The sequence below is a fragment of the Ruegeria arenilitoris genome, assembly GCF_013035315.1.
Taxonomy (GTDB): Bacteria; Pseudomonadota; Alphaproteobacteria; order Rhodobacterales; family Rhodobacteraceae; genus Ruegeria; species Ruegeria arenilitoris_D.
The window spans coordinates 22,461-40,930 of record NZ_WQHP01000012.1 but is presented as its reverse complement, the minus strand read 5'-3'; the positions used below and the strand labels follow the sequence as shown (position 1 = coordinate 40,930).

General features: G+C 58.8%; 22 protein-coding genes. 18 read left to right on the top strand and 4 right to left on the bottom strand.

Annotation, left to right across the window (positions count from 1 at the left end):
- Positions 1-2: 2 nt before the first annotated feature.
- From GOV53_RS19690 to GOV53_RS19675, 4 genes are all read left to right on the top strand, one after another.
- Complete coding sequence (locus GOV53_RS19690; protein WP_170428462.1) at positions 3-494, top strand: LptA/OstA family protein; 492 nt, start codon at positions 3-5, stop codon at positions 492-494.
- On the top strand, positions 494-1,252 hold the full coding sequence (gene lptB, locus GOV53_RS19685; protein WP_170469764.1) for an LPS export ABC transporter ATP-binding protein: 759 nt from the start codon (positions 494-496) through the stop codon (positions 1,250-1,252). Before GOV53_RS19690 ends, lptB begins: the two co-directional genes overlap by 1 nt.
- A gap of 253 nt (positions 1,253-1,505) precedes the next feature.
- Positions 1,506-2,069: a ribosome hibernation-promoting factor, HPF/YfiA family gene (hpf, locus tag GOV53_RS19680; protein ID WP_170428456.1), complete on the top strand. Its 564-nt coding sequence runs from the start codon at positions 1,506-1,508 to the stop codon at positions 2,067-2,069.
- Positions 2,070-2,130: 61 nt separating this feature from the next.
- Positions 2,131-2,595, top strand: a complete 465-nt coding sequence (locus tag GOV53_RS19675; RefSeq protein WP_170428453.1) for a PTS sugar transporter subunit IIA — start codon at positions 2,131-2,133, stop codon at positions 2,593-2,595.
- 60 nt (positions 2,596-2,655) lie between these two features.
- Here GOV53_RS19675 and GOV53_RS19670 read toward each other — a convergent pair whose 3' ends face one another.
- On the bottom strand, positions 2,656-3,171 hold the full coding sequence (locus GOV53_RS19670) for a CAP domain-containing protein (RefSeq protein WP_170428450.1): 516 nt from the start codon (positions 3,169-3,171) through the stop codon (positions 2,656-2,658).
- 169 nt (positions 3,172-3,340) lie between these two features.
- Here GOV53_RS19670 and GOV53_RS19665 point away from each other — a divergent pair, with 169 nt between their 5' ends.
- Together GOV53_RS19665 and GOV53_RS19660 are read left to right on the top strand one after the other, a co-directional pair.
- On the top strand, positions 3,341-3,940 hold the full coding sequence (locus GOV53_RS19665; protein WP_170428447.1) for a L,D-transpeptidase: 600 nt from the start codon (positions 3,341-3,343) through the stop codon (positions 3,938-3,940).
- 139 nt (positions 3,941-4,079) lie between these two features.
- Positions 4,080-4,262: a hypothetical protein gene (locus tag GOV53_RS19660; RefSeq protein ID WP_108861641.1), complete on the top strand. Its 183-nt coding sequence runs from the start codon at positions 4,080-4,082 to the stop codon at positions 4,260-4,262.
- An 89-nt stretch (positions 4,263-4,351) separates the two neighbouring features.
- On the opposite strand, the gene hemH is transcribed toward GOV53_RS19660, so the two are convergent.
- A complete protein-coding gene (hemH, locus tag GOV53_RS19655) occupies positions 4,352-5,401 on the bottom strand; it encodes a ferrochelatase (RefSeq protein ID WP_170469761.1) in 1,050 nt (349 codons plus the stop codon).
- A 57-nt stretch (positions 5,402-5,458) separates the two neighbouring features.
- Positions 5,459-6,289, bottom strand: coding sequence for a methyltransferase domain-containing protein (locus GOV53_RS19650; RefSeq protein ID WP_170469758.1), 831 nt, complete (start codon positions 6,287-6,289; stop codon positions 5,459-5,461).
- Between the two features lie 16 nt (positions 6,290-6,305).
- Between GOV53_RS19650 and GOV53_RS19645 the strand changes: the two genes are divergently transcribed.
- The 4 genes from GOV53_RS19645 to GOV53_RS19630 are packed head-to-tail and all read left to right on the top strand — an operon-like array spanning position 6,306 to position 8,615.
- Positions 6,306-7,034: a ComF family protein gene (locus GOV53_RS19645; protein ID WP_170469756.1), complete on the top strand. Its 729-nt coding sequence runs from the start codon at positions 6,306-6,308 to the stop codon at positions 7,032-7,034.
- 37 nt (positions 7,035-7,071) lie between these two features.
- The gene (gene grxC / locus GOV53_RS19640) at positions 7,072-7,329 is read left to right on the top strand and encodes a glutaredoxin 3 (protein ID WP_170428435.1); all 258 of its coding nucleotides are present in this window, start codon (positions 7,072-7,074) and stop codon (positions 7,327-7,329) included.
- On the top strand, positions 7,329-8,159 hold the full coding sequence (locus tag GOV53_RS19635; RefSeq protein ID WP_170469753.1) for a carbon-nitrogen hydrolase family protein: 831 nt from the start codon (positions 7,329-7,331) through the stop codon (positions 8,157-8,159). The genes grxC and GOV53_RS19635 overlap by 1 nt, the downstream gene beginning before the upstream one ends.
- A 15-nt stretch (positions 8,160-8,174) precedes the next feature.
- Positions 8,175-8,615, top strand: a complete 441-nt coding sequence (locus GOV53_RS19630) for a MarR family winged helix-turn-helix transcriptional regulator (protein ID WP_170469750.1) — start codon at positions 8,175-8,177, stop codon at positions 8,613-8,615.
- Between the two features lie 527 nt (positions 8,616-9,142).
- Here GOV53_RS19630 and ubiG read toward each other — a convergent pair.
- Positions 9,143-9,889: a bifunctional 2-polyprenyl-6-hydroxyphenol methylase/3-demethylubiquinol 3-O-methyltransferase UbiG gene (gene ubiG / locus GOV53_RS19625; RefSeq protein ID WP_170469747.1), complete on the bottom strand. Its 747-nt coding sequence runs from the start codon at positions 9,887-9,889 to the stop codon at positions 9,143-9,145.
- A gap of 48 nt (positions 9,890-9,937) precedes the next feature.
- On the opposite strand from ubiG, the gene pip reads away from it, so the two are divergent.
- The 8 genes from pip (at position 9,938) to infB (ending at position 18,427) form a co-directional block, all read left to right on the top strand.
- Positions 9,938-10,915, top strand: a complete 978-nt coding sequence (pip, locus tag GOV53_RS19620) for a prolyl aminopeptidase (protein ID WP_170469744.1) — start codon at positions 9,938-9,940, stop codon at positions 10,913-10,915.
- Positions 10,912-11,733 carry an ABC transporter substrate-binding protein gene (locus GOV53_RS19615; RefSeq protein ID WP_170469742.1) on the top strand — a complete coding sequence of 274 codons (822 nt, stop codon included), beginning with the start codon at positions 10,912-10,914 and terminating at the stop codon, positions 11,731-11,733. Before pip ends, GOV53_RS19615 begins: the two co-directional genes overlap by 4 nt.
- Positions 11,734-11,826: 93 nt before the next feature.
- Positions 11,827-12,744 (top strand): hypothetical protein, encoded by a 918-nt coding sequence (locus GOV53_RS19610; protein ID WP_170469739.1) that lies wholly within the window; start codon positions 11,827-11,829, stop codon positions 12,742-12,744.
- Between the two features lie 9 nt (positions 12,745-12,753).
- Positions 12,754-12,924 (top strand): hypothetical protein, encoded by a 171-nt coding sequence (locus tag GOV53_RS19605; protein ID WP_170428414.1) that lies wholly within the window; start codon positions 12,754-12,756, stop codon positions 12,922-12,924.
- Between the two features lie 164 nt (positions 12,925-13,088).
- A complete protein-coding gene (gene rimP, locus GOV53_RS19600; protein WP_170469736.1) occupies positions 13,089-13,679 on the top strand; it encodes a ribosome maturation factor RimP in 591 nt (196 codons plus the stop codon).
- A complete protein-coding gene (gene nusA / locus GOV53_RS19595) occupies positions 13,679-15,298 on the top strand; it encodes a transcription termination factor NusA (RefSeq protein WP_170469734.1) in 1,620 nt (539 codons plus the stop codon). Before rimP ends, nusA begins: the two co-directional genes overlap by 1 nt.
- Positions 15,299-15,320: 22 nt before the next feature.
- The gene (locus GOV53_RS19590; RefSeq protein ID WP_170469730.1) at positions 15,321-15,944 is read left to right on the top strand and encodes an RNA-binding protein; all 624 of its coding nucleotides are present in this window, start codon (positions 15,321-15,323) and stop codon (positions 15,942-15,944) included.
- A gap of 8 nt (positions 15,945-15,952) precedes the next feature.
- Entirely contained in the window at positions 15,953-18,427 is a 2,475-nt protein-coding gene (infB, locus tag GOV53_RS19585) for a translation initiation factor IF-2 (protein ID WP_170469727.1), read from the top strand.
- The last annotated feature ends 43 nt before the right edge of the window (positions 18,428-18,470 follow it).

Genomic DNA, 18,470 nt, shown 5'->3' with positions numbered 1-18,470 from the left:
CTGTGTTCTATTTTCGTTTAGCCCTTGTAAGCTGTGCTCTGGTAACCGGTGCGATCTCTGCGGCAGCGCAGGAAGCGCAAGTTGCATTTGGTTCGCCCCAGGCCGACCCCAGCCTGCCGGTCGAGGTGACGTCGGAAAGGTTGAACGTAAATCAGGAAGACGGCTCGGCCGAGTTTCTGGGCAATGTGATCGTCATTCAGGGCGAAATGCGCCTGACGGCTGAGCGCGTGCTTGTGATCTACAACGAAGAGCGTTCGGGTATCGAACGGATGGAAGCGACCGAAGACGTCGTCTTGGTCAGCCCGCCGGATGCAGCCGAAGGCGACTGGGCGGAATACACAATCGATTCTGGTCAGATCGTCATGAAGGGCAATGTCCTGCTGCTGCAGGGTCCCAGCACAATCAGCGGTGATCAGATGAACGCGAACCTGAACACCGGGCTGGCGACGATGACCGGGAACGTAAAGACCATCCTGCAGCAGGGGGCCAACTGATGGCCAAGCCTGAATTGACGGTGGCTGAAGGTGCTTCCGGTCTGAAAATCGAAAAACTACGCAAATCGTACCGCAAAAAGACGGTGATCCGTGACGTGTCGATGACGCTGGACCGATCCGAGGTGGTGGCGTTGCTGGGTCCAAACGGCTCGGGCAAAACCACGACCTTCTACTCGGTTGCAGGTCTGGTGTTCCCCGAGGCCGGCATCGTTACAATTGATGGGCAGAACGTAACGACGTTGCCCATGTATCGTCGCGCACGTTTGGGAATTGGCTATCTGCCCCAGGAGATGTCGATTTTTCGGGGTATGAGCGTCGAGGACAATATCGCCGCCGTTCTGGACATAACCGTCAAACACGCCCATCGTCGTAAAGAGCGGTTGGAAGAACTGTTGTCTGACTTCTCGATTGAACATTTGCGCCGGGCACCGGCTTTGGCCCTGTCAGGCGGGGAGCGTCGGCGGGTCGAGATTGCGCGCTGTCTGGCGGCTGACCCGAAATATCTGCTTTTGGATGAACCCTTTGCAGGCGTTGACCCGATCAGCGTCGGCGATATCCGCCACTTGGTCGCGGACCTCAAGAAACGTGGCATCGGCGTGCTGATCACCGACCACAACGTGCGTGAAACGCTGGAAATCGTTGACCGGGCTTACATCCTGCATGATGGTCAGGTTCTGATGTCCGGCACGCCCGACGAAGTCGTCGAAAACGAAAACGTTCGCCGCGTCTATCTGGGCGAAAACTTCCGTATTTCATAAGGATAAGCGGAATTGCGCCCTGCGCATGGCGGAAATCACGTATATACACGCCTGTTTTGATTGACTCTTCCGCCGTCTCTTGCCTCAATTGGGACATGGCAGTTCTTCGGTTTCCGTCTGGATCACGACGCCCCTTCCTTGAAGGGGAACCGGTGCGGTTACCGCGGGAATTGTCGATGTCCCCCACCCGATAAAAACAAGTGCGTCGCGTTACGTGACGTCAGAAATGGGTGTGAATTGTGAAGGAGATCACATGCGTTACCAAATCAGCGGAAAACAGATCGACATCGGTGCGGCCCTGCAGACCCACGTGCAGACCGAACTGGGCGAGGTCGTGGGGAAATATGCCCAACGTCCTACGGACGCCAACGTCGTCTTTTCCCGTTCAGCGCATGAATATGTATGCGAAACCACAGTACATCTTTCCACTGGCCTGACGGCTCAGGCCAAGGCACACGCGACCGAAATTTATGCGGCGTTTGAGGGATGCTGCGACAAGATGGAAACACAACTGCGCCGCTACAAGCGCCGCCTGAAGGACCACCACAAGGATCGTTCTGAGCCTGTTGAACTCTTCGGGGCGTCGTCATATATCCTCGCCTCTGACGAATCGGAGACGGCTGACGAACCCGAATCTCTGCAGCCCATGATCGTGGCTGAGATGGAAACCAAGATCCCATCGCTGAGTGTTGGTGAAGCCGTCATGCAGATGGAACTTGCTGGTGCCCCGGTGCTGGTGTTCCGAAATGAGAACAAGGACGGATTGAATGTCGTGTACCGTCGGGATGACGGAAATATCGGCTGGATCGATCCGTAACAGGCAAGATTAGCAAGGCGGGCCCCTACGATTGGCAGGGGGTTCGCCGTGGAGCATGATCATGGAGCTTTCGAGCATTCTAAAGCCCGAAGCAGTACGTGTATTGTCAGCCGCTTCCAGCAAGAAGCGGCTGTTTCAGGAAATTGGCGATGTCGCTGCCGGTACTCTGGGTCTGGACGCGCAAACTATCGTCGATTCCCTTTTGGAACGTGAAAGCTTGGGTCCGACTGGCGTTGGCCATGGCGTTGCACTGCCGCACGCCCGGCTCGAAGATCTGGAAGCCGTCGCGGGCGTGTTTGTCATGCTCGAGAAACCGATTGATTTTGGTTCGGTGGACCGGCAGCCCGTTGATATCGCCTTTGCGCTGTTTGCACCGGAAGAGGCCGGTGTCGATCACCTTAAGGCCTTGGCATTGGTGTCCCGTACGCTGCGCGATACTTCTGTTTGCACCAAGCTGCGGGCCAATCCTGATCCGGTCAAGCTTTACGCGATTTTGACCGAAGCGCAGTCCATGCAGGCTGCGTAACAACCTTAGTCAAAAAAAAGCCCCCGAATTTCGGGGGCTTTTTTCGTTTTAGGGAGCGGGTTATCCGCCAGACCCCATTTCAAGCGTCCACCAGATCTTGCCACCGTTTTCCTGATGCCAGGCAAATCCCATCTGGGTGGCTTTCGGGTCCATGATCACGGCACGGGGACCTGGCTCTTGCATCCAGGCCGCCAGTGTTTCGGTTTCGGTTTCGTAGGTTTCGGAAATCGCCTCACCCAGGAAGGTTCCATAATAGCCTACACGACGTGCGCGATCGATCGGAGACGATCCGTCCGAGCCAAAGTGCCAGGGTCTGTTTTGCCGCGCCATGTCCTTGGAGTGCGTGGCCGCAGCGGCATTCAGTTGAGAATTCAGTTGAACAGATTGAAGTCCCTGCGCCTGGCGCAGCGCATTCACCGAATCCAGCATACGGAATTGCAGCTTTTCCGGGTTGCCTCGGATCTTGTAGACCGTCGGCAGCGGGCGGCCATCCGACCCATATGTCGGGGTGCTGCTCGGGGTACATGCAGCCAGCGCAACAAAGCAAAGGAACAGTAGAGTAAGAATACGCGTCATGATCGACCTGATTATTGTGTCGACATACGGCATAGCGCGCCATGCGGCCTTGGGCAAACCTGCAATGGCCGATTCTCGCATGATTCTGCCGGTTTGATTTGCGATTGACGCATTCTGGCAATAAAATACGTGAAATTTTCACGACAGCTTTAGCAAAGGACCGTTTGCGATGGTCAAAAAACCTGTTCTTTCTTCCAGTCGTCGCGGATTTCTGGCCGGTGCCTCTGCGTTGTTGGCATCGCCGGCGATTGCGCAGTACATACCCGGAGACCCGTTGCGCCCCGCACCCGAGCCAGAACCTGAGGTGCGTCGTAACATCTCGGGCTTCCGTGCCCTGGATTGGCAGCCCTATTTCTCAAACACCAGAAACGGTGCCATTCTGGTCGATACAGTCTCGCGGGCGCTGCATTATTGGTCAGATGATCAATCTGTATACAAACTGTACCCGTCATCGGTGCCATTGACCGAGGAATTGACCCGGCGCGGCCGGACCAGTGTTATCCGCAAAGTCGAAGGCCCAAGCTGGTCGCCGACGCCTTCGATGAAAAAACGGAATCCGGAATGGCCGGACTATATCCCGCCTGGCCCGGATAACCCATTGGGAACGCATGCATTATATCTGAGCTGGAAGTACTACCGCATCCACGGTACCCATGATACGCGCAAAATCGGGCGTCGGTCGTCGAACGGGTGCATTGGCTTGTTCAACGAGGATATCGCGGAACTGTTCTCAATGGCGAAGGTCGGCACGCAAGTGTTGCTTATTTGACGACATTTTCGCGCGCGAACCCGCTTGCGGCGCAAGTTCCAATTGCATTCCAGCCGGATAGCTGATTAGAAAAAAACACGAGGTAAGTCTTGAGTGTGCGGTTTCGCTATATGGAACCGTGCAAATTCTGGAGGTTAATATGAAGAAACTCGTTCTCGCCGCTGCACTGACTGCTGCTGCTTCGACCGCTTATGCTGGCAACCTGGAAGAGCCGGTTGTTGAAGCACCGGTTGTTGTTGAAGAAACACAGGGTTCGTCGCAGGGCATCATCCTGCCGCTGGTCCTGCTGGTCGTTGTTGCCGCAGCTGTTGCAGCAAGCTAATTTGACGAGCGTTATCTAGAGAAAAGGCGGTGGAGCAATCCACCGCCTTTTTTCACGTCTGCTGTATCGGGTCCGACTGACGGGGCCGATCAGCCCAGCCAGCCCTTCAGGTTGTCTTCGATCACCTTGCCCAATGCCGCAATATGCGAATCATCGTCGTTGAGGCAGGGGATGTAGGTAAAGGTCTCGCCACCGGCCTCTTCAAAGCTTTCCTTGATCTCTTCGTTGATCTCTTCCAGCGTCTCGATGCAGTCGGCGGAAAACGCCGGAGCGATCACGGCGATGTTCTTCTTTCCCTGCCGGGCCAGTTCCGCCACGTGGTCCACTGTATAGGGTTTCAGCCATTCCTCAGGCCCGAAACGCGACTGGAAGGTCGAAACAAGCTGGTCATCTGCCCAGCCAAGCCGCTCTTTCAGTAGACGGGTCGTCTTTGCACATTGGCAGTGATACGGGTCGCCCTGCTGCAAATAGCGGTCCGGCATGCCGTGATAGGAACAGACCAGAATATCCGGTTTGGTTTCCATCGCCGCATATGCCTGTTCCACCGACCCAGCCAGGGCGTCGATATAGGCGGGTTCATCGAAATAGGCCGGAACGGTGCGCGCGGCGGGTTGCCACGCCTCCTCCATCAGCGCCCGGAAGAACTGATCGTTCGCAGTGGCGGTCGTTGCGCCTGCGTATTGCGGATATAGCGGGAAGAACAGGATGCGATTGCACCCTGCGGCTACCATTTCGTGCACTTTGGATTTGGTCGACGGGTTGCCGTAGCGCATACAGAAATCGACCATCACTTTGTCGCCATAGCGTGCGTGCATCGCATCGCGCATCTTGGCGGTTTGATCCTTGGTTATCGTCATCAGCGGGCTTTCGCCCTTTTCGTGGTTCCAGATCGACTTGTACGCCTCACCCGAGCTGAACGGGCGTTTGGTCAGGATGATCCCTTGCAGGATCGGCTGCCATTTCCATTTCGGGTAGTCGATCACCCGCTGATCTGACAGAAATTCGTTCAGATAGCGCCGCATCGGCCAATACGAATAGTCGTCCGGCGTCCCCAGATTAGCCAACAGGATGCCGACACGGCCCATTTTGACCTTCGGGTGGTCGGCGGGTGCATGCGATGGGCGGGTGGCGTCAAACATTTCGAACTTCCTGCGGTTATTCTGTACCGGCCTGAGATAACCGGATTTGTTCAGTCGTCAATCGGGCAGTTTGCCTTCTTTTGTCCCCAACGCGTCGGCAAGACGCGTCTTGGCCGAGCCGGGGCGCAATGGTTTTTGCTGGCTTTCGTCCGGCGACCAGCCCGTCAGGCAAATCAGCTCGAAGGTCGCTGCGAGGCGGTGGCTATCTGTTGCGAAACTCTCGGCGTAAATTTGCTGCGCGCGAGCAAAGACCTGCCGCCGTGTCACATGTGCGACGCGACCGGTCAGGCAGTTGGACTCGCCCATGGCGCGCAGATCGTGCATCAGATGCGGCAGGTCGCGGTATTCGGCCGTCAGACGCGCTGAGTCTGCCACAGGCAGCGCCAGCCCCGTACGTTGAAGGAGGCCGCCCAGATCGCGCAGTTCCGCCATCGGGGCAACGCGGGGGCTAAGTCCTCCGGTCACTTCGATCTCGGCCTGTCCCAAGGCGGCACGCAGTTCGTGCAGGGTTTCGCCGCCCAAGCATACAACCAACAACAATCCATCCGGGCGCAGCGCGCGATGGCATTGGATGAGCTGCCCGACCGGGTCGTTAGCCCAATGCAGGGACATGGCGTGGATCACCAGATCCTGCGCGCCTGGGGTCAGGTCCAAGACGTCCTCATCCGGGATCAGTCGTGCCTCGGGCAACACATCCTGCCAGATATGCGCAAAGGGCGTGACGATCGCTGGGGCCGTAAAGCTTTTGTTAACCATCGACAGCCGATCCTGCACCTCGTCCACGGCAGCACGGTGCAGAAACAGCGCCTCGTCCTGTGCGCGGGCGCGATGCAGGGCCAGAATGCGGCGATCAAACAAAGAGGGTGCGGTGGAGTCAGGCAGCTTCATAGGGCGCAATTATCGCATGTGGCAGCGAATTCAAACCGCTGTCGCGCTGATCTATCCCCCCCGTTGCATGGGATGCGGTGAACTGACCGAGACGGATTTCGGCCTGTGTGGCACCTGCTGGCGCGAAACGCCGTTCATCGGCGGAACGGTATGCGAAAGCTGCGGGGTGCCCTTGCCGGGTATTGCAGACGGGCACCGGATTGAGTGCGATGACTGTATGAAAACCGCTCGCCCGTGGCATGATGGACGTGCGGCGCTGATGTACCAAGGCAAGGCGCGGGCACTTGTGCTGGCTCTGAAACACGGTGATCGCCCCGAACTGGCGCGTCCTGCCGCGCGGTGGATGGCGCAGGCCGGGCGAGAGCTGTTTCACCCAGACATGCTGGTTGCACCTGTACCGCTGCATTGGACCCGGCTGTTGAAACGCCGATACAATCAATCCGCTTTGTTGGCGCAGTACCTCGGCAAAGAGGCTGGGCTGGAAGTGTGCCCGGACCTTCTGTTGCGGCGGGTACGGACCCCGGTATTGGATGGCAAAACTGCGGCTCAACGGGCCGAAACGCTTGAAAACGCGATCTCCGCCCATCCAAAGCGGGTGAACCGTATGCAGGGCCGCGACGTCTTGTTGGTGGATGACGTCATGACTTCGGGTGCAACGCTGGCGGCCTGTGCGCGTGTCTGCCTTGCATCCGGGGCAAATCATATTTTCGTGTTGGTACTGGCGCGCGTTGCCAAGGATGCCTAATTCGCCCAAGATTATGCGAAACGCGAAGGTACGGAATATGAAACCGGTAGAAATCTACACCTCACCGCTCTGCGGCTTTTGTCACGCGGCGAAAAGACTGCTGAAGCAGAAAGGCGTCGAGTTCAAAGAAGTCGACGTGCTGATGCATCCCAAGCGCAAACCCGAGATGATCAAACGCGCCGGCGGCAAACGAACCGTCCCGCAAATCTTTATCGGCACGCAGCATGTAGGCGGCTGTGACGACCTGTATGAGCTGGAGCGTCAGGGCAAGCTGGACGGTCTGCTCGCGGCCTGATGAAAACCGCGCTGCTGCAGATCACCTCGTCGGACGACCCGGCCGAAAATCTGGACATGGTCCGCGCCATGATGTCCGAGGCTGGGGGGCAGGGCGCGCAGTTCGTTCTGACGCCCGAGGTGACGAATTGCGTGTCCACCAGCACTACACGCCAGCGAGACGTTCTGCAGCATGAAGAAGACGACCAGACGCTGGCTGGCCTGTGCGATCAGGCCGCCGCTCTGGGTGTCTGGCTGCTGATCGGGTCTTTGGCGATCAAAACCCATGACGCGGATGGTCGTTTTGCGAACCGCTCCTACATGATCGACCCGCATGGGCAGATAGTGAGGCGGTACGACAAGATCCACATGTTCGACGTGCAGGTGACCGAGACCGAAACCTTCCGCGAATCTAAGAATTACCGCCCTGGTGACAGGGCTGTTATTGCAGACACCGACTTCGGCAAGGTCGGCATGACCGTCTGCTACGATATCCGCTTTCCGCATCTCTATGCGGCGCTGGCGCAGGCGGGTGCGCGCATCCTGACGGTTCCAGCCGCGTTTTCGCCGGTGACGGGGGCCGCCCATTGGGAATCGCTGCTGCGCGCCCGCGCGATTGAGACCGGCTGCTGGGTCGTCGCCCCGGCCCAAACCGGCGAGCACCCCAAAACCCGCGGCAAGACGCGCCATACCCACGGCCACAGCATGGTGATCGCCCCGTGGGGAGAGGTCGTCATCGACGCAAGGACCGATCCGGGCATTCACTTTTTCGATTTGGATGATAGTTCTGTGACAGAGGCGCGCCGCCGCGTGCCTTCCCTGACCCACGTGAGGCCTTTCCGAGGGCCCTGACCCAGAACCGGACACATGACGGACGAACACAATGCCCTTGCGGTCACGCTGTTCAGCGAGATCCTGACCGCCGATCAACTATTGCGCAACCGGCTCAGCCGGGTGTTGCCCAAGGGCATGGAGATTTCTCATTTCTCGGTTCTGAACCATCTGGTTTTTGTCGGGGGCGAGCGTTCCCCGGCACAGCTTGCCAGCACCTTCCACGTGACCCGAGGCGCGATGACGAACACCTTGGCCAAGTTGGAATGGGCCGGATACATCCACATCCGCCCCGACTGGGACGACGCCCGCCGCAAGATGATCGCCATCAGCCCTGCCGGTCGCCGCGCGCGCGATCAGGCGATTTCCTCGATTGAGCCGCTGATTAACCGTGTCGTCGGTGAGTTGGGACTGGAGCGGGTGCGGAGTACGCTGCCAGTGCTGCGGGATTTGCGGTTGCAGCTTGAGGGAGAATAAAGAGCGCGACTATTTGGAAGTCGAGACGAGCGACTCCCAAAGACCCACAGCGCTGTTATCTTCAAGCGTGCTCATTCTTTCTACAAGCCTTCGCTCCCAATTCTGTGGGACTGCACGCGAATACTGAAGGGCCCGTTCGAAAGCTGTTCGCGCTTGTTCGTCGCGGCCCAATTGTGAAAGTGCGATACCGCGTTCAAGGTGCATCAATGACCCTCGAGCTTGGCCCACAGGCGTTAGACGAAACCCGATGCTGCTTATCAGAGCGGCGTTACAAAAACCCAGCTTAGTCTTTCCTTCAAGGCGATCAGAGCGACACGCTAGAACCGGTGCTGCAACTAGCATCCCAAACAGCCAAAACATCACAAAAGCAAAGGCCAGAATCGAACCGAGACTCTCGCGTGGCTTCGGCGTGCTTTTGGGTGGGTCAAACTTCATCAAAGGAACTTATTTGGACGAAAAATTTATCGATCGCTGTAAAGGTACCTGATTCAATCTCTAGGCCAGGTTGACGGGTAAGACTACCCATCCTACCCCGGTTTCACACTCGCCGTCACATAGTTCACGCTCAAATCACGGTCCGAGATCGACCAGCTCCATAGGATCGGGTTGAACACGAAACCCTTGCGGTCCACCGGCTCCAGCCCGGCCTGGCGCAGCAGCTCGAACAGTTCGTCAGGCGTGATGAACTTGTTCCATTCATGCGTGCCGCGCGGTAGCCAGCGCATGACGACCTCGGCCCCGAAAATCGCCATCGCATAAGATTTCGGGTTGCGGTTGATGGTTGAACAAATCTCCAGCCCGCCGGGTTTCAGCAGTTGCTGCGTGGCGGTCAGGTAGGAGAGCGGATCGGCTACGTGTTCGACCACCTCCATGTTCAGCACCACATCGAATTGTTCGCCCGCGGCGGCCATGTCCTCGGCGGTGGTGTGGCGATAGTCGATCTCAAGCCCCGATTGCTCGGCATGGATGCGGGCGACGGGCAGGTTGCCTGCGGCGGCGTCCGCGCCCACGACCTCGGCCCCCAAACGGGCCATCGGTTCGCTCAGCAGCCCGCCGCCGCAGCCGATATCCAGCAGGCGCAGGCCCTCGAACGGTTTCCCCGACGTCATATCACGGTCAAATTCACCCGCGATCTGCTGTGTGATATAGTCCAGCCGACAGGGGTTGAGCATGTGCAGCGGTTTGAATTTTCCATGCGGGTCCCACCATTCTGCGGCCATCGCTTCGAATTTTGCGATCTCGGAAGGGTCAACCGTGTTCGGATGCGCTTGCATTCCTGTCTCCGTATGCTCTTTTACGCTTAAGGACTATATAGGGCCATAATGGACAAGTACCCGGACCAAAAGCGCGCAGTTCAATATCTGTACCCGCCGATCGACCCGTTCGATCAGCGCATGGTGGATGTGGGCGAAGGCCATCGCATCTATATGGAGCAATGCGGCAATCCGAACGGTGTGCCTGTGGTGGTCCTGCATGGCGGCCCGGGAGGCGGCTGCAGCCCCGCGATGCGGCGCTATTTTGATCCGAACGTCTATCGGGTGATTCTGTTTGATCAGCGTGGGTGCGGGCGATCGCGGCCTCATGCCTCGGTCACGGATAACACCACATGGCATCTGGTGGCCGATATCGAACGGCTGAGGACCTTGCTGGATATCGACGACTGGATTGTCTTTGGCGGCAGCTGGGGGGCGACGCTTGCGCTGGTCTATGCGCAGTCCCATCCCGACCGGGTAAACCGGTTGGTGCTGCGCGGCGTGTTTCTTGCCACGCAGTCCGAGCTGGATTGGTTCTATGGCGGTGGTGCCGGCAAGTTCTGGCCCGAGCAATGGGCCAAGTTCACGGCACTGCTTTCGGAAAGCGAACTGAAGGATACCATCAGCGCTTACAACAAACGTCTGTTCTCGGGTGATCGCGCGACCGAGATTCTGTATGCCCGGGCCTGGTCCAGTTGGGAAAACGCGCTGGCCTCAATCCACTCGCAGGGGACCACAGGGGAAAGCCCCGGAGAATATGCGAGAGCATTTGCGCGGCTAGAGAATCACTATTTCATCAACAACGCGTTTCTAGAGCGGGACGGCCAGATTTTGGATCAGATGGACCGGATTGCGCATATACCCGGCCATATCGTGCAGGGGCGGTATGACATGATCTGCCCGCCTCAGGCCGCTTGGAACCTTGCACAGCTTTGGCCCAATGCTGAGCTGAAGATGGTACGGCAGGCCGGGCACGCCCTGTCAGAGCCCGGTATCAGCGCCGAGCTTGTGCGCATCATGGACCGCGTGGCGGAGGGGGCATCATGACCCGGATTGACCGCCGCGCCCTGTTCGCCTCTGGTGCCGCTGCTGCTTTGCTTGCGGCGACGGGCGCATCATTGGCCGACACGCCAAAGGTTGGGGGAACGCTGCGTCTGGCGGTGCCTCGCGATGACAGCCTTGAACAAGTCGCCCGTGGTGCCGTGTTTGACACGCTGACCGAGATCGCGCCCGACGGCACCCTGCGCGGAGAGCTGGCAACTGCCTGGCAGACAGACGCGCAAGCCAAGGTATGGAGTTTTGATCTGCGTGAGGCGGTTCAGTTTCACGATGGGTCCGCACTGGATGTGCAAGACGTGGTGGCCGTTTTGGCAGAGGTCGGGCAAGTCGAAGCCCTGTCTGATGCGCAGGTTCGTCTTGAACTGGCCGAGGCCAACCCGGGCCTTCCTTTTTTGCTGGCCGACAGCAGGTTTGTCATCACGCGCGATGGGCAAGGCGTGACGCCTCTGCACGCGGCGAATGGAACCGGATGCTATCGCGTGGAGCGGGCTGAAGATGACCGGCATTTTCTGGGGCGTCGCGTTGCGGGGCATTACAAGAACGGATTGGCAGGATGGGCTGACACGCTCGAGATCATCGTGATCCCTGACGCTCAGGTCCGGGCCGAGGCATTGCGCGATGGCTATGTGGATATAGCGGCACTGCCGCAGGCCGAGGGGCTGAGTGCTCAACGCGGGTTGCGCTTTTTCCCAAGTGAAAATGACATGGCGCTGGCCGTTGCCGGGCATGTTGGCATGCCGCGCCAGGTCGGAACCAATCGTCCTTTAGATGACGGCAGGCTCGCCGAACGGTGGTGGTTGATCTAACCCCTTCAAACTCGCCTGACTTCTACTTTATGCAAAATTTTGCTATTGTATGCGCTGCATTAGCTTGATTGTTTCGCAAATGGGAGAAGTCCCATGAAGGTCGAAGGTCTAAAGAGTATAACAATAATCGTTTTGTCCGCCGTTCTGGGCTATGTCGCTGTGTCCGCCCTGAAGACAGGAAAGGACGTGACGGTAAAAGTCAGCAAAAACGGGACCATAGAGCTGGACGCCCGAGAGGGGCAGTCGCTGACACAGTTGCTGGACAACGGGTTTGAGGCGGTGAAGCCGTCTGACGATGACAGCCCCGAAACAAAGGCGCGGAAAATCTCGGATATGCGGGCTTTGACGCGGACCCTGCAGTCTCATGGGTACTACGCACTGAACGATTCGGCGCTGGCGGATAGGATTCGGGGGCTGGAAAAGGATCATAGCCTGTCGGTCCAACTGCGCGATGTGCTTTACGATTTGGAAGGTCCGTTTTCGTTGCCGGGAACTTTGCGCGGTGCAGACTCGCGTATGTGGCAGGCCATCGCGGATCTTTACGAGGGGATAAAGTCCGAACCGCTGGGCGACAGTCAGCTTTTTGCGACGCTGTATACAAACTTCATTGATCAAGAGACCGTGTTCAGCCCGTTCAAGCATGAGATAAAAGCCGAAGGTGAGTTGCTGCATGACACCAACGAAACCAACACGCCTATGGTGTTCACCTGCCCGGACAGCTTTCTGAAACAGGGGATTACAGTACTGATCAAGCCCGTTGGCGGTTCGTCCAACATCATGCGCCAGTTCACGGTGCAGCAGAACGCGATGTTCCATTCCTGCGCCGCGCGCACGCCGTTTGAGACCTTGTCGGGCTCGCAGATGAAGCTGGGGCTGAACCGTGCAGCCTTTGATCAGCTTTTTCCGCCGCGACTGGCTGATGCCGAACAGTTTCAGGGCCGAGGCACCTTGTCGGTGATTATCTACCCGCGCAACACACAGCCTGCCCTTTTTGCGTCATCGGCGGATTAGGAGATTTGAATGAAGATGTTTCTTGTTTTGCTTGCTGTTGTATCATTGCTGAACCTTACCCTGTTCAGCGCCGCCATGGCCCAAGGCAGGCAATGCCTGTTTGATGGTCAGGTCTATGAGGATGGTGATCGCGTCGGCCCCTATATCTGTGCGGACGGTGAGTGGATTCTCTCGGATTGAAACTCAGATCGGCTGTTCGGGCTCTGTGGGCTTGCATTCTTGTATGTGCACGGCTATATCGCCCCTAACAGCGGCGTGTCGGGCTTAGGTCCGGGGCACCACCGGAAAAGATCGACGGGCCGCGCGCCCGTTTTTTTGTGCCCGATTGAAGGGTAGAGACCCGAATGACAAACGACCTGATAGCCAAAGCTGCCATCGACCGGCGACTGGCCGAGATCATCACCCCCGTGATCGAAGATCTGGGGTATGAGCTTGTCCGCATCCGTTTGATGAGCGGCAAGCAGACCACGCTGCAGATCATGGCTGACAAGCCTGATGGCGGCATCGAAGTGGACGACTGCGCCGAGATTTCCAACGCCGTCAGCGCCACGCTGGACGTTGAGGATCCGATCCTCGATGCCTACACGCTTGAGGTATCCAGCCCCGGTATCGACCGCCCTCTGACCCGTCTCAAGGATTTTGAGACGTTCGAAGGGTATGAGGCCAAGATCGAAACCGCCGAGCTGATCGATGGTCGCCGCCGCTTTAAGGGCGAGTTGGCCGGGATCGAGGGGGACGAGGTTCTGATCAACATCCCCGAGGGGGGTGAGACCATTACCATCGGTCTGCAATTCGATTGGCTGAGCGACGCCAAGCTGGTCCTGACTGATGACTTGATCAAGGAAATGCTGCGCCAGCGCAAAGACGCCGGTGCTCTGAACGAAAACGCTTTCGACGAGATTGAGACCGAAGGGTCCGAAGAGGAGACTAACTGATGGCAATCACCTCAGCCAACCAGCTGGAGCTGCTGCAGACCGCCGAGGCCGTGGCCCGCGAAAAGATGATCGACCCCGGTCTGGTTGTCGAAGCGATGGAGGAATCGCTCGCCCGCGCCGCCAAGAGCCGTTACGGCGCGGAAATGGACATTCGTGTCAGCATCGACCGAAAGACCGGCAAGGCGACCTTTACCCGCGTGCGCACCGTTGTCGAGGATGACGAGCTTGAGAACTATCAGGCCGAGTTCACCGTCGAGCAGGCCAAACAGTATATGGAAAACCCCGAGGTCGGTGATGTCTTCGTGGAAGAAGTCCCGCCGGTTGAAATGGGCCGTATTGCCGCTCAGTCCGCCAAGCAGGTGATCCTTCAGAAGGTGCGCGAAGCGGAACGTGACCGTCAGTACGAAGAGTTCAAGGATCGCGCAGGCACCATCATCAACGGTGCGGTCAAACGCGAAGAGTTTGGCAATGTCATCGTCGATCTGGGCGGTGCCGAGGCTGTTCTGCGCCGCAACGACAAGATCGGCCGCGAAAGCTATCGCCCGAATGACCGTGTGCGGGCCTATATCAAGGAAGTCCGCCGTGAAGTGCGTGGCCACCAGATCTTCCTGTCGCGCACCGCGCCGGAATTCATGGCTGAGCTGTTCAAGATGGAAGTGCCGGAAATTTATGACGGCATCATCGAGGTCAAGGCCGTGGCCCGTGACCCCGGTTCGCGCGCCAAGATCGCCGTGATTTCCTATGACGGTTCGATTGATCCCGTCGGTGCCTGCGTTGGTATGCGCGGCAGCCGCGTGCAGGCGGTTGTGAACGAACTTCAGGGTGAAAAGATCGACATCATCCCATGGAACGAAGATCAGCCGACTTTCCTGGTGAACGCTCTGCAGCCTGCCGAGGTTTCCAAGGTGGTTCTGGACGAAGAGGCCGGCAAGATCGAAGTTGTGGTGCCGGAGGAGCAGCTCTCGTTGGCAATCGGTCGCCGCGGCCAGAACGTGCGTCTGGCCAGCCAGCTGACCAACCTGGACATCGACATCATGACCGAAGCCGAAGAATCGGCGCGTCGTCAGAAAGAATTCGAAGCCCGCACCCAGCTGTTCATGGACAGCCTGGATCTGGACGAGTTCTTTGCGCAACTGCTGGTCTCCGAAGGCTTCACCAACCTCGAAGAGGTTGCCTATGTCGAGATCGACGAACTGCTGGTCATCGACGGTGTCGACGAAGGCACCGCGCAGGAACTGCAGACCCGCGCCCGCGAATTCCTGGAAGCACAGGCCAAAGCCGCGCTGGACAGCGCCCGCGCACTGGGTGCCGAGGACAGCCTTATTGAATTCGAAGGCCTGACACCCCAGATGGTTGAGGCACTGGCCAAGGATGACGTGAAAACACTGGAAGACTTCGCCACCTGCGCGGACTGGGAACTGGCCGGTGGCTGGACCACGGTCGACGGCCAGCGAATCAAGGATGACGGCGTTCTGGAACCCTTTGGTGTCTCGCTGGAAGAAGCGCAGGATCTGGTCATGACAGCCCGCATCATGCTGGGCTGGGTTGATCCGGCCGAGCTGGAACAGGCCGAAGAAGATGTAGACGGCGAAACTGCCGACGAGGAGGCCGAGGCCTGATCGCGGGCCTCGGGGTACGCGCATGAGTCGCGGTGGCGTCCATAAGGATCGGTCCGAGGGACCTGAGCGTAAGTGCATCGCCACGGGTGAGGTGCAGCCGAAGTTTGGGCTGATCCGCTTTGTGACGGGGCCGGACGGTCAGGTCTATCCGGATGTCGCGGCAAAATTGCCGGGGCGGGGCGTCTACGTGGCGGCGGATCGTGCTGCTTTGGACAAGGCCGTGGGCAAAAAGCTGTTTGCGCGTGGCTTCAAGGCGCAGGTGAGTGTGCCCGAGGACCTGACGGACGAAGTGGAACGTCAGGTCACCCGTCGTGTGATCGAGTTGCTGAGCCTTGCGCGCAAGTCCGGCGACGCGGTTGCCGGATATGAAAAGGTCAAGACGTGGTTGGACCGGGAAGAGGCCCAGGTGCTGATTCAGGCCGTTGATGGATCGGGGCGCGGCAAGTCGAAACTGAGCACGCCGCACTTCGGAAAATACATCGGTTGGCTCACTGCGGACGAGTTAGGGCAGGCATTTGGGCGCCAAACGGTGATTCATGCGGCGCTCGCCTCTGGCGGACTCGCCAAACGTGTTGTAGAGGAAGCGCAGCGCCTGCGTGGCTTGCGCGAAAAGGATGACGGCGGCAGGGGCCGCTCGGAAGGGTAAGAAGCTTTATGAGCGATAATGACGGCAAAAAGACATTGGGTCTTCGTGGCGGGGCACGCCCCGGAAATGTGAAACAGAGTTTCAGCCACGGACGCACCAAGAATGTCGTGGTGGAAACCAAACGCAAACGCGTGGTGGTCCCCAAGCCGGGTGCCGGTAAACCGGGTGGCGGAGCAACGCCATCGGGTGATCCGTCGCGTCGTCCTGCGGGTATCTCTGACGCGGAAATGGCACGTCGGATGAAGGCGCTGCAGGCCGCCAAGGCCCGCGAGGTCGAAGAGGCCGCCGCCCGCGAAGCCGCTGAAAAGGCGCGTGAAGAAGAGCGCGCCCGCCGCCGTGCGGAGCAAGAGGCCAAGGAACGTGAACAGCGTGAGGCCGAAGAGCGCGCCCGCGCCAAGGCCGAAGAGGAAGAGCGCAAGCGCAAAGAGGCGGAAGAAGCCGCCAAACGCGCTGCCGCCGCCCCGGCCCCCGAAGAACCCAAAGCTGCCCGCAGCCCGGCCAGCAAGCCTGCGCCTGCGGCAAGCCCGCGCAAGCAGGATCGCGAACGCGAACAGCGTGGCCGTGGCAAAGGACGCGACGACAACCGCCGCTCGGGCAAGCTGACTCTGGGTCAGGCGACCGGTGGCGAAGGCAACCGCCAGCGTTCCATGGCCGCGATGAAGCGTAAGCAGGAGCGTGCGCGTCAGAAAGCTATGGGCGGTACCGTTGAGCGGGAAAAGGTGATCCGCGACGTTCAGTTGCCCGAGGCGATCATGGTTTCGGAGCTGGCCAACCGTATGGCCGAGCGTGTGGCTGACGTTGTCAAATCGCTGATGCAGATGGGCATGATGGTTACGCAGAACCAGACCATCGACGCTGACACTGCCGAACTGATCATCGAAGAGTTTGGCCACAAGGTCACCCGTGTGTCTGATTCGGACGTGGAAGACGTCATCAAAGAGGTCGAAGACAAGGACGAGGACCTTCAGCCGCGTCCGCCGGTCATTACCATCATGGGTCACGTTGACCACGGTAAAACCTCGTTGCTGGATGCGATCCGCGACGCGCGCGTTGTGGCAGGTGAGGCCGGTGGCATCACCCAGCATATCGGCGCCTATCAGGTGAAAACCGACGGCGGCACGACGCTGACCTTCCTGGATACACCGGGTCACGCGGCCTTTACCTCGATGCGTTCGCGCGGCGCTCAGGTGACGGATATCGTTGTTTTGGTTGTTGCGGCGGATGACGCAGTGATGCCGCAGACGATCGAGGCGATCAATCACGCGAAAGCGGCCGAAGTGCCGATGATCGTGGCGATCAACAAGGTCGACAAGCCCGATGCAAACCCGGACAAGGTCCGCACCGATCTGCTGCAGCATGAAGTCATCGTCGAGAAAATGTCGGGTGAGGTTCAGGACGTCGAAGTGTCCGCTATCACCGGTCAGGGTCTGGACGAGTTGCTGGAAGCCATCGCGCTGCAGGCCGAGATTCTGGAACTGAAAGCCAACCCGAACCGCGCCGCCCAAGGTGCCGTGATCGAGGCACAGTTGGATGTGGGTCGTGGTCCTGTGGCAACCGTTCTGGTTCAGAACGGTACTCTGCACCAAGGCGACATCTTTGTTGTGGGTGAGCAGTACGGTAAGGTCCGTGCGCTGATCAACGACAAGGGTGAACGCGTCAAGGAAGCTGGCCCCTCGGTTCCGGTCGAGGTTCTGGGTCTCAACGGCACGCCCGAGGCCGGTGACGTTCTGAACGTGACCGAGACCGAAGCGCAGGCGCGCGAGATTGCTGAATACCGAGAGCAAGCCGCCAAGGACAAACGCGCCGCCGCTGGTGCCGCGACCACCCTTGAGCAACTTATGCAGAAGGCCAAGGAAGACGAGAACGTGGCCGAGCTGCCGATCCTCGTCAAAGCCGACGTACAGGGTTCTGCCGAAGCTATCGTTCAAGCGATGGAAAAAATCGGTAACGACGAAGTGCGCGTGCGCGTTCTGCATTCGGGCGTGGGTGCGATTACCGAAACGGATATCGGTCTGGCCGAGGCGTCTGGCGCGCCGGTCATGGGCTTTAACGTCCGTGCAAACGCATCGGCACGGAACACTGCGAACCAGAAGGGCGTCGAGATCCGGTATTACTCGGTGATCTATGACCTCGTGGATGACGTGAAGGCTGCCGCATCCGGCCTGCTGAGCGCCGAGATCCGCGAGAAGTTCATCGGTTACGCCGAGATCCGCGAAGTGTTTAAGGTCACAGGCGTCGGCAAGGTTGCTGGCTGTCTGGTCACCGAAGGCGTGGCCCGTCGTTCGGCTGGCGTGCGCCTGCTGCGCGACAACGTTGTGATCCACGAAGGCACACTGAAGACGCTGAAGCGCTTCAAGGACGAAGTCGCCGAAGTTCAGTCGGGTCAGGAATGCGGTATGGCGTTCGAAAACTACGACGACATCCGCGCAGGCGACGTGATCGAAATCTTCGAGCGCGAAGAGGTTACGCGTACCTTGGACTGATGTGGTATAGCATTGAAACAGAAAAAAGCGGCTCTTCGGGGCC

Coding starts and splice junctions, on each gene's coding strand:
- lptB (WP_170469764.1), top strand. CDS start 494: ATGGCCAAGCCTGAATTGACGGTGGCTGAAGGTGCTTCCGGTCTGAAA.
- hpf (WP_170428456.1), top strand. CDS start 1,506: ATGCGTTACCAAATCAGCGGAAAACAGATCGACATCGGTGCGGCCCTG.
- GOV53_RS19675 (WP_170428453.1), top strand. CDS start 2,131: ATGGAGCTTTCGAGCATTCTAAAGCCCGAAGCAGTACGTGTATTGTCA.
- GOV53_RS19670 (WP_170428450.1), bottom strand. CDS start 3,171: ATGACGCGTATTCTTACTCTACTGTTCCTTTGCTTTGTTGCGCTGGCT.
- GOV53_RS19665 (WP_170428447.1), top strand. CDS start 3,341: ATGGTCAAAAAACCTGTTCTTTCTTCCAGTCGTCGCGGATTTCTGGCC.
- GOV53_RS19660 (WP_108861641.1), top strand. CDS start 4,080: ATGAAGAAACTCGTTCTCGCCGCTGCACTGACTGCTGCTGCTTCGACC.
- hemH (WP_170469761.1), bottom strand. CDS start 5,401: ATGTTTGACGCCACCCGCCCATCGCATGCACCCGCCGACCACCCGAAG.
- GOV53_RS19650 (WP_170469758.1), bottom strand. CDS start 6,289: ATGAAGCTGCCTGACTCCACCGCACCCTCTTTGTTTGATCGCCGCATT.
- GOV53_RS19645 (WP_170469756.1), top strand. CDS start 6,306: ATGTGGCAGCGAATTCAAACCGCTGTCGCGCTGATCTATCCCCCCCGT.
- grxC (WP_170428435.1), top strand. CDS start 7,072: ATGAAACCGGTAGAAATCTACACCTCACCGCTCTGCGGCTTTTGTCAC.
- GOV53_RS19635 (WP_170469753.1), top strand. CDS start 7,329: ATGAAAACCGCGCTGCTGCAGATCACCTCGTCGGACGACCCGGCCGAA.
- GOV53_RS19630 (WP_170469750.1), top strand. CDS start 8,175: ATGACGGACGAACACAATGCCCTTGCGGTCACGCTGTTCAGCGAGATC.
- ubiG (WP_170469747.1), bottom strand. CDS start 9,889: ATGCAAGCGCATCCGAACACGGTTGACCCTTCCGAGATCGCAAAATTC.
- pip (WP_170469744.1), top strand. CDS start 9,938: ATGGACAAGTACCCGGACCAAAAGCGCGCAGTTCAATATCTGTACCCG.
- GOV53_RS19615 (WP_170469742.1), top strand. CDS start 10,912: ATGACCCGGATTGACCGCCGCGCCCTGTTCGCCTCTGGTGCCGCTGCT.
- GOV53_RS19610 (WP_170469739.1), top strand. CDS start 11,827: ATGAAGGTCGAAGGTCTAAAGAGTATAACAATAATCGTTTTGTCCGCC.
- GOV53_RS19605 (WP_170428414.1), top strand. CDS start 12,754: ATGAAGATGTTTCTTGTTTTGCTTGCTGTTGTATCATTGCTGAACCTT.
- rimP (WP_170469736.1), top strand. CDS start 13,089: ATGACAAACGACCTGATAGCCAAAGCTGCCATCGACCGGCGACTGGCC.
- nusA (WP_170469734.1), top strand. CDS start 13,679: ATGGCAATCACCTCAGCCAACCAGCTGGAGCTGCTGCAGACCGCCGAG.
- GOV53_RS19590 (WP_170469730.1), top strand. CDS start 15,321: ATGAGTCGCGGTGGCGTCCATAAGGATCGGTCCGAGGGACCTGAGCGT.
- infB (WP_170469727.1), top strand. CDS start 15,953: ATGAGCGATAATGACGGCAAAAAGACATTGGGTCTTCGTGGCGGGGCA.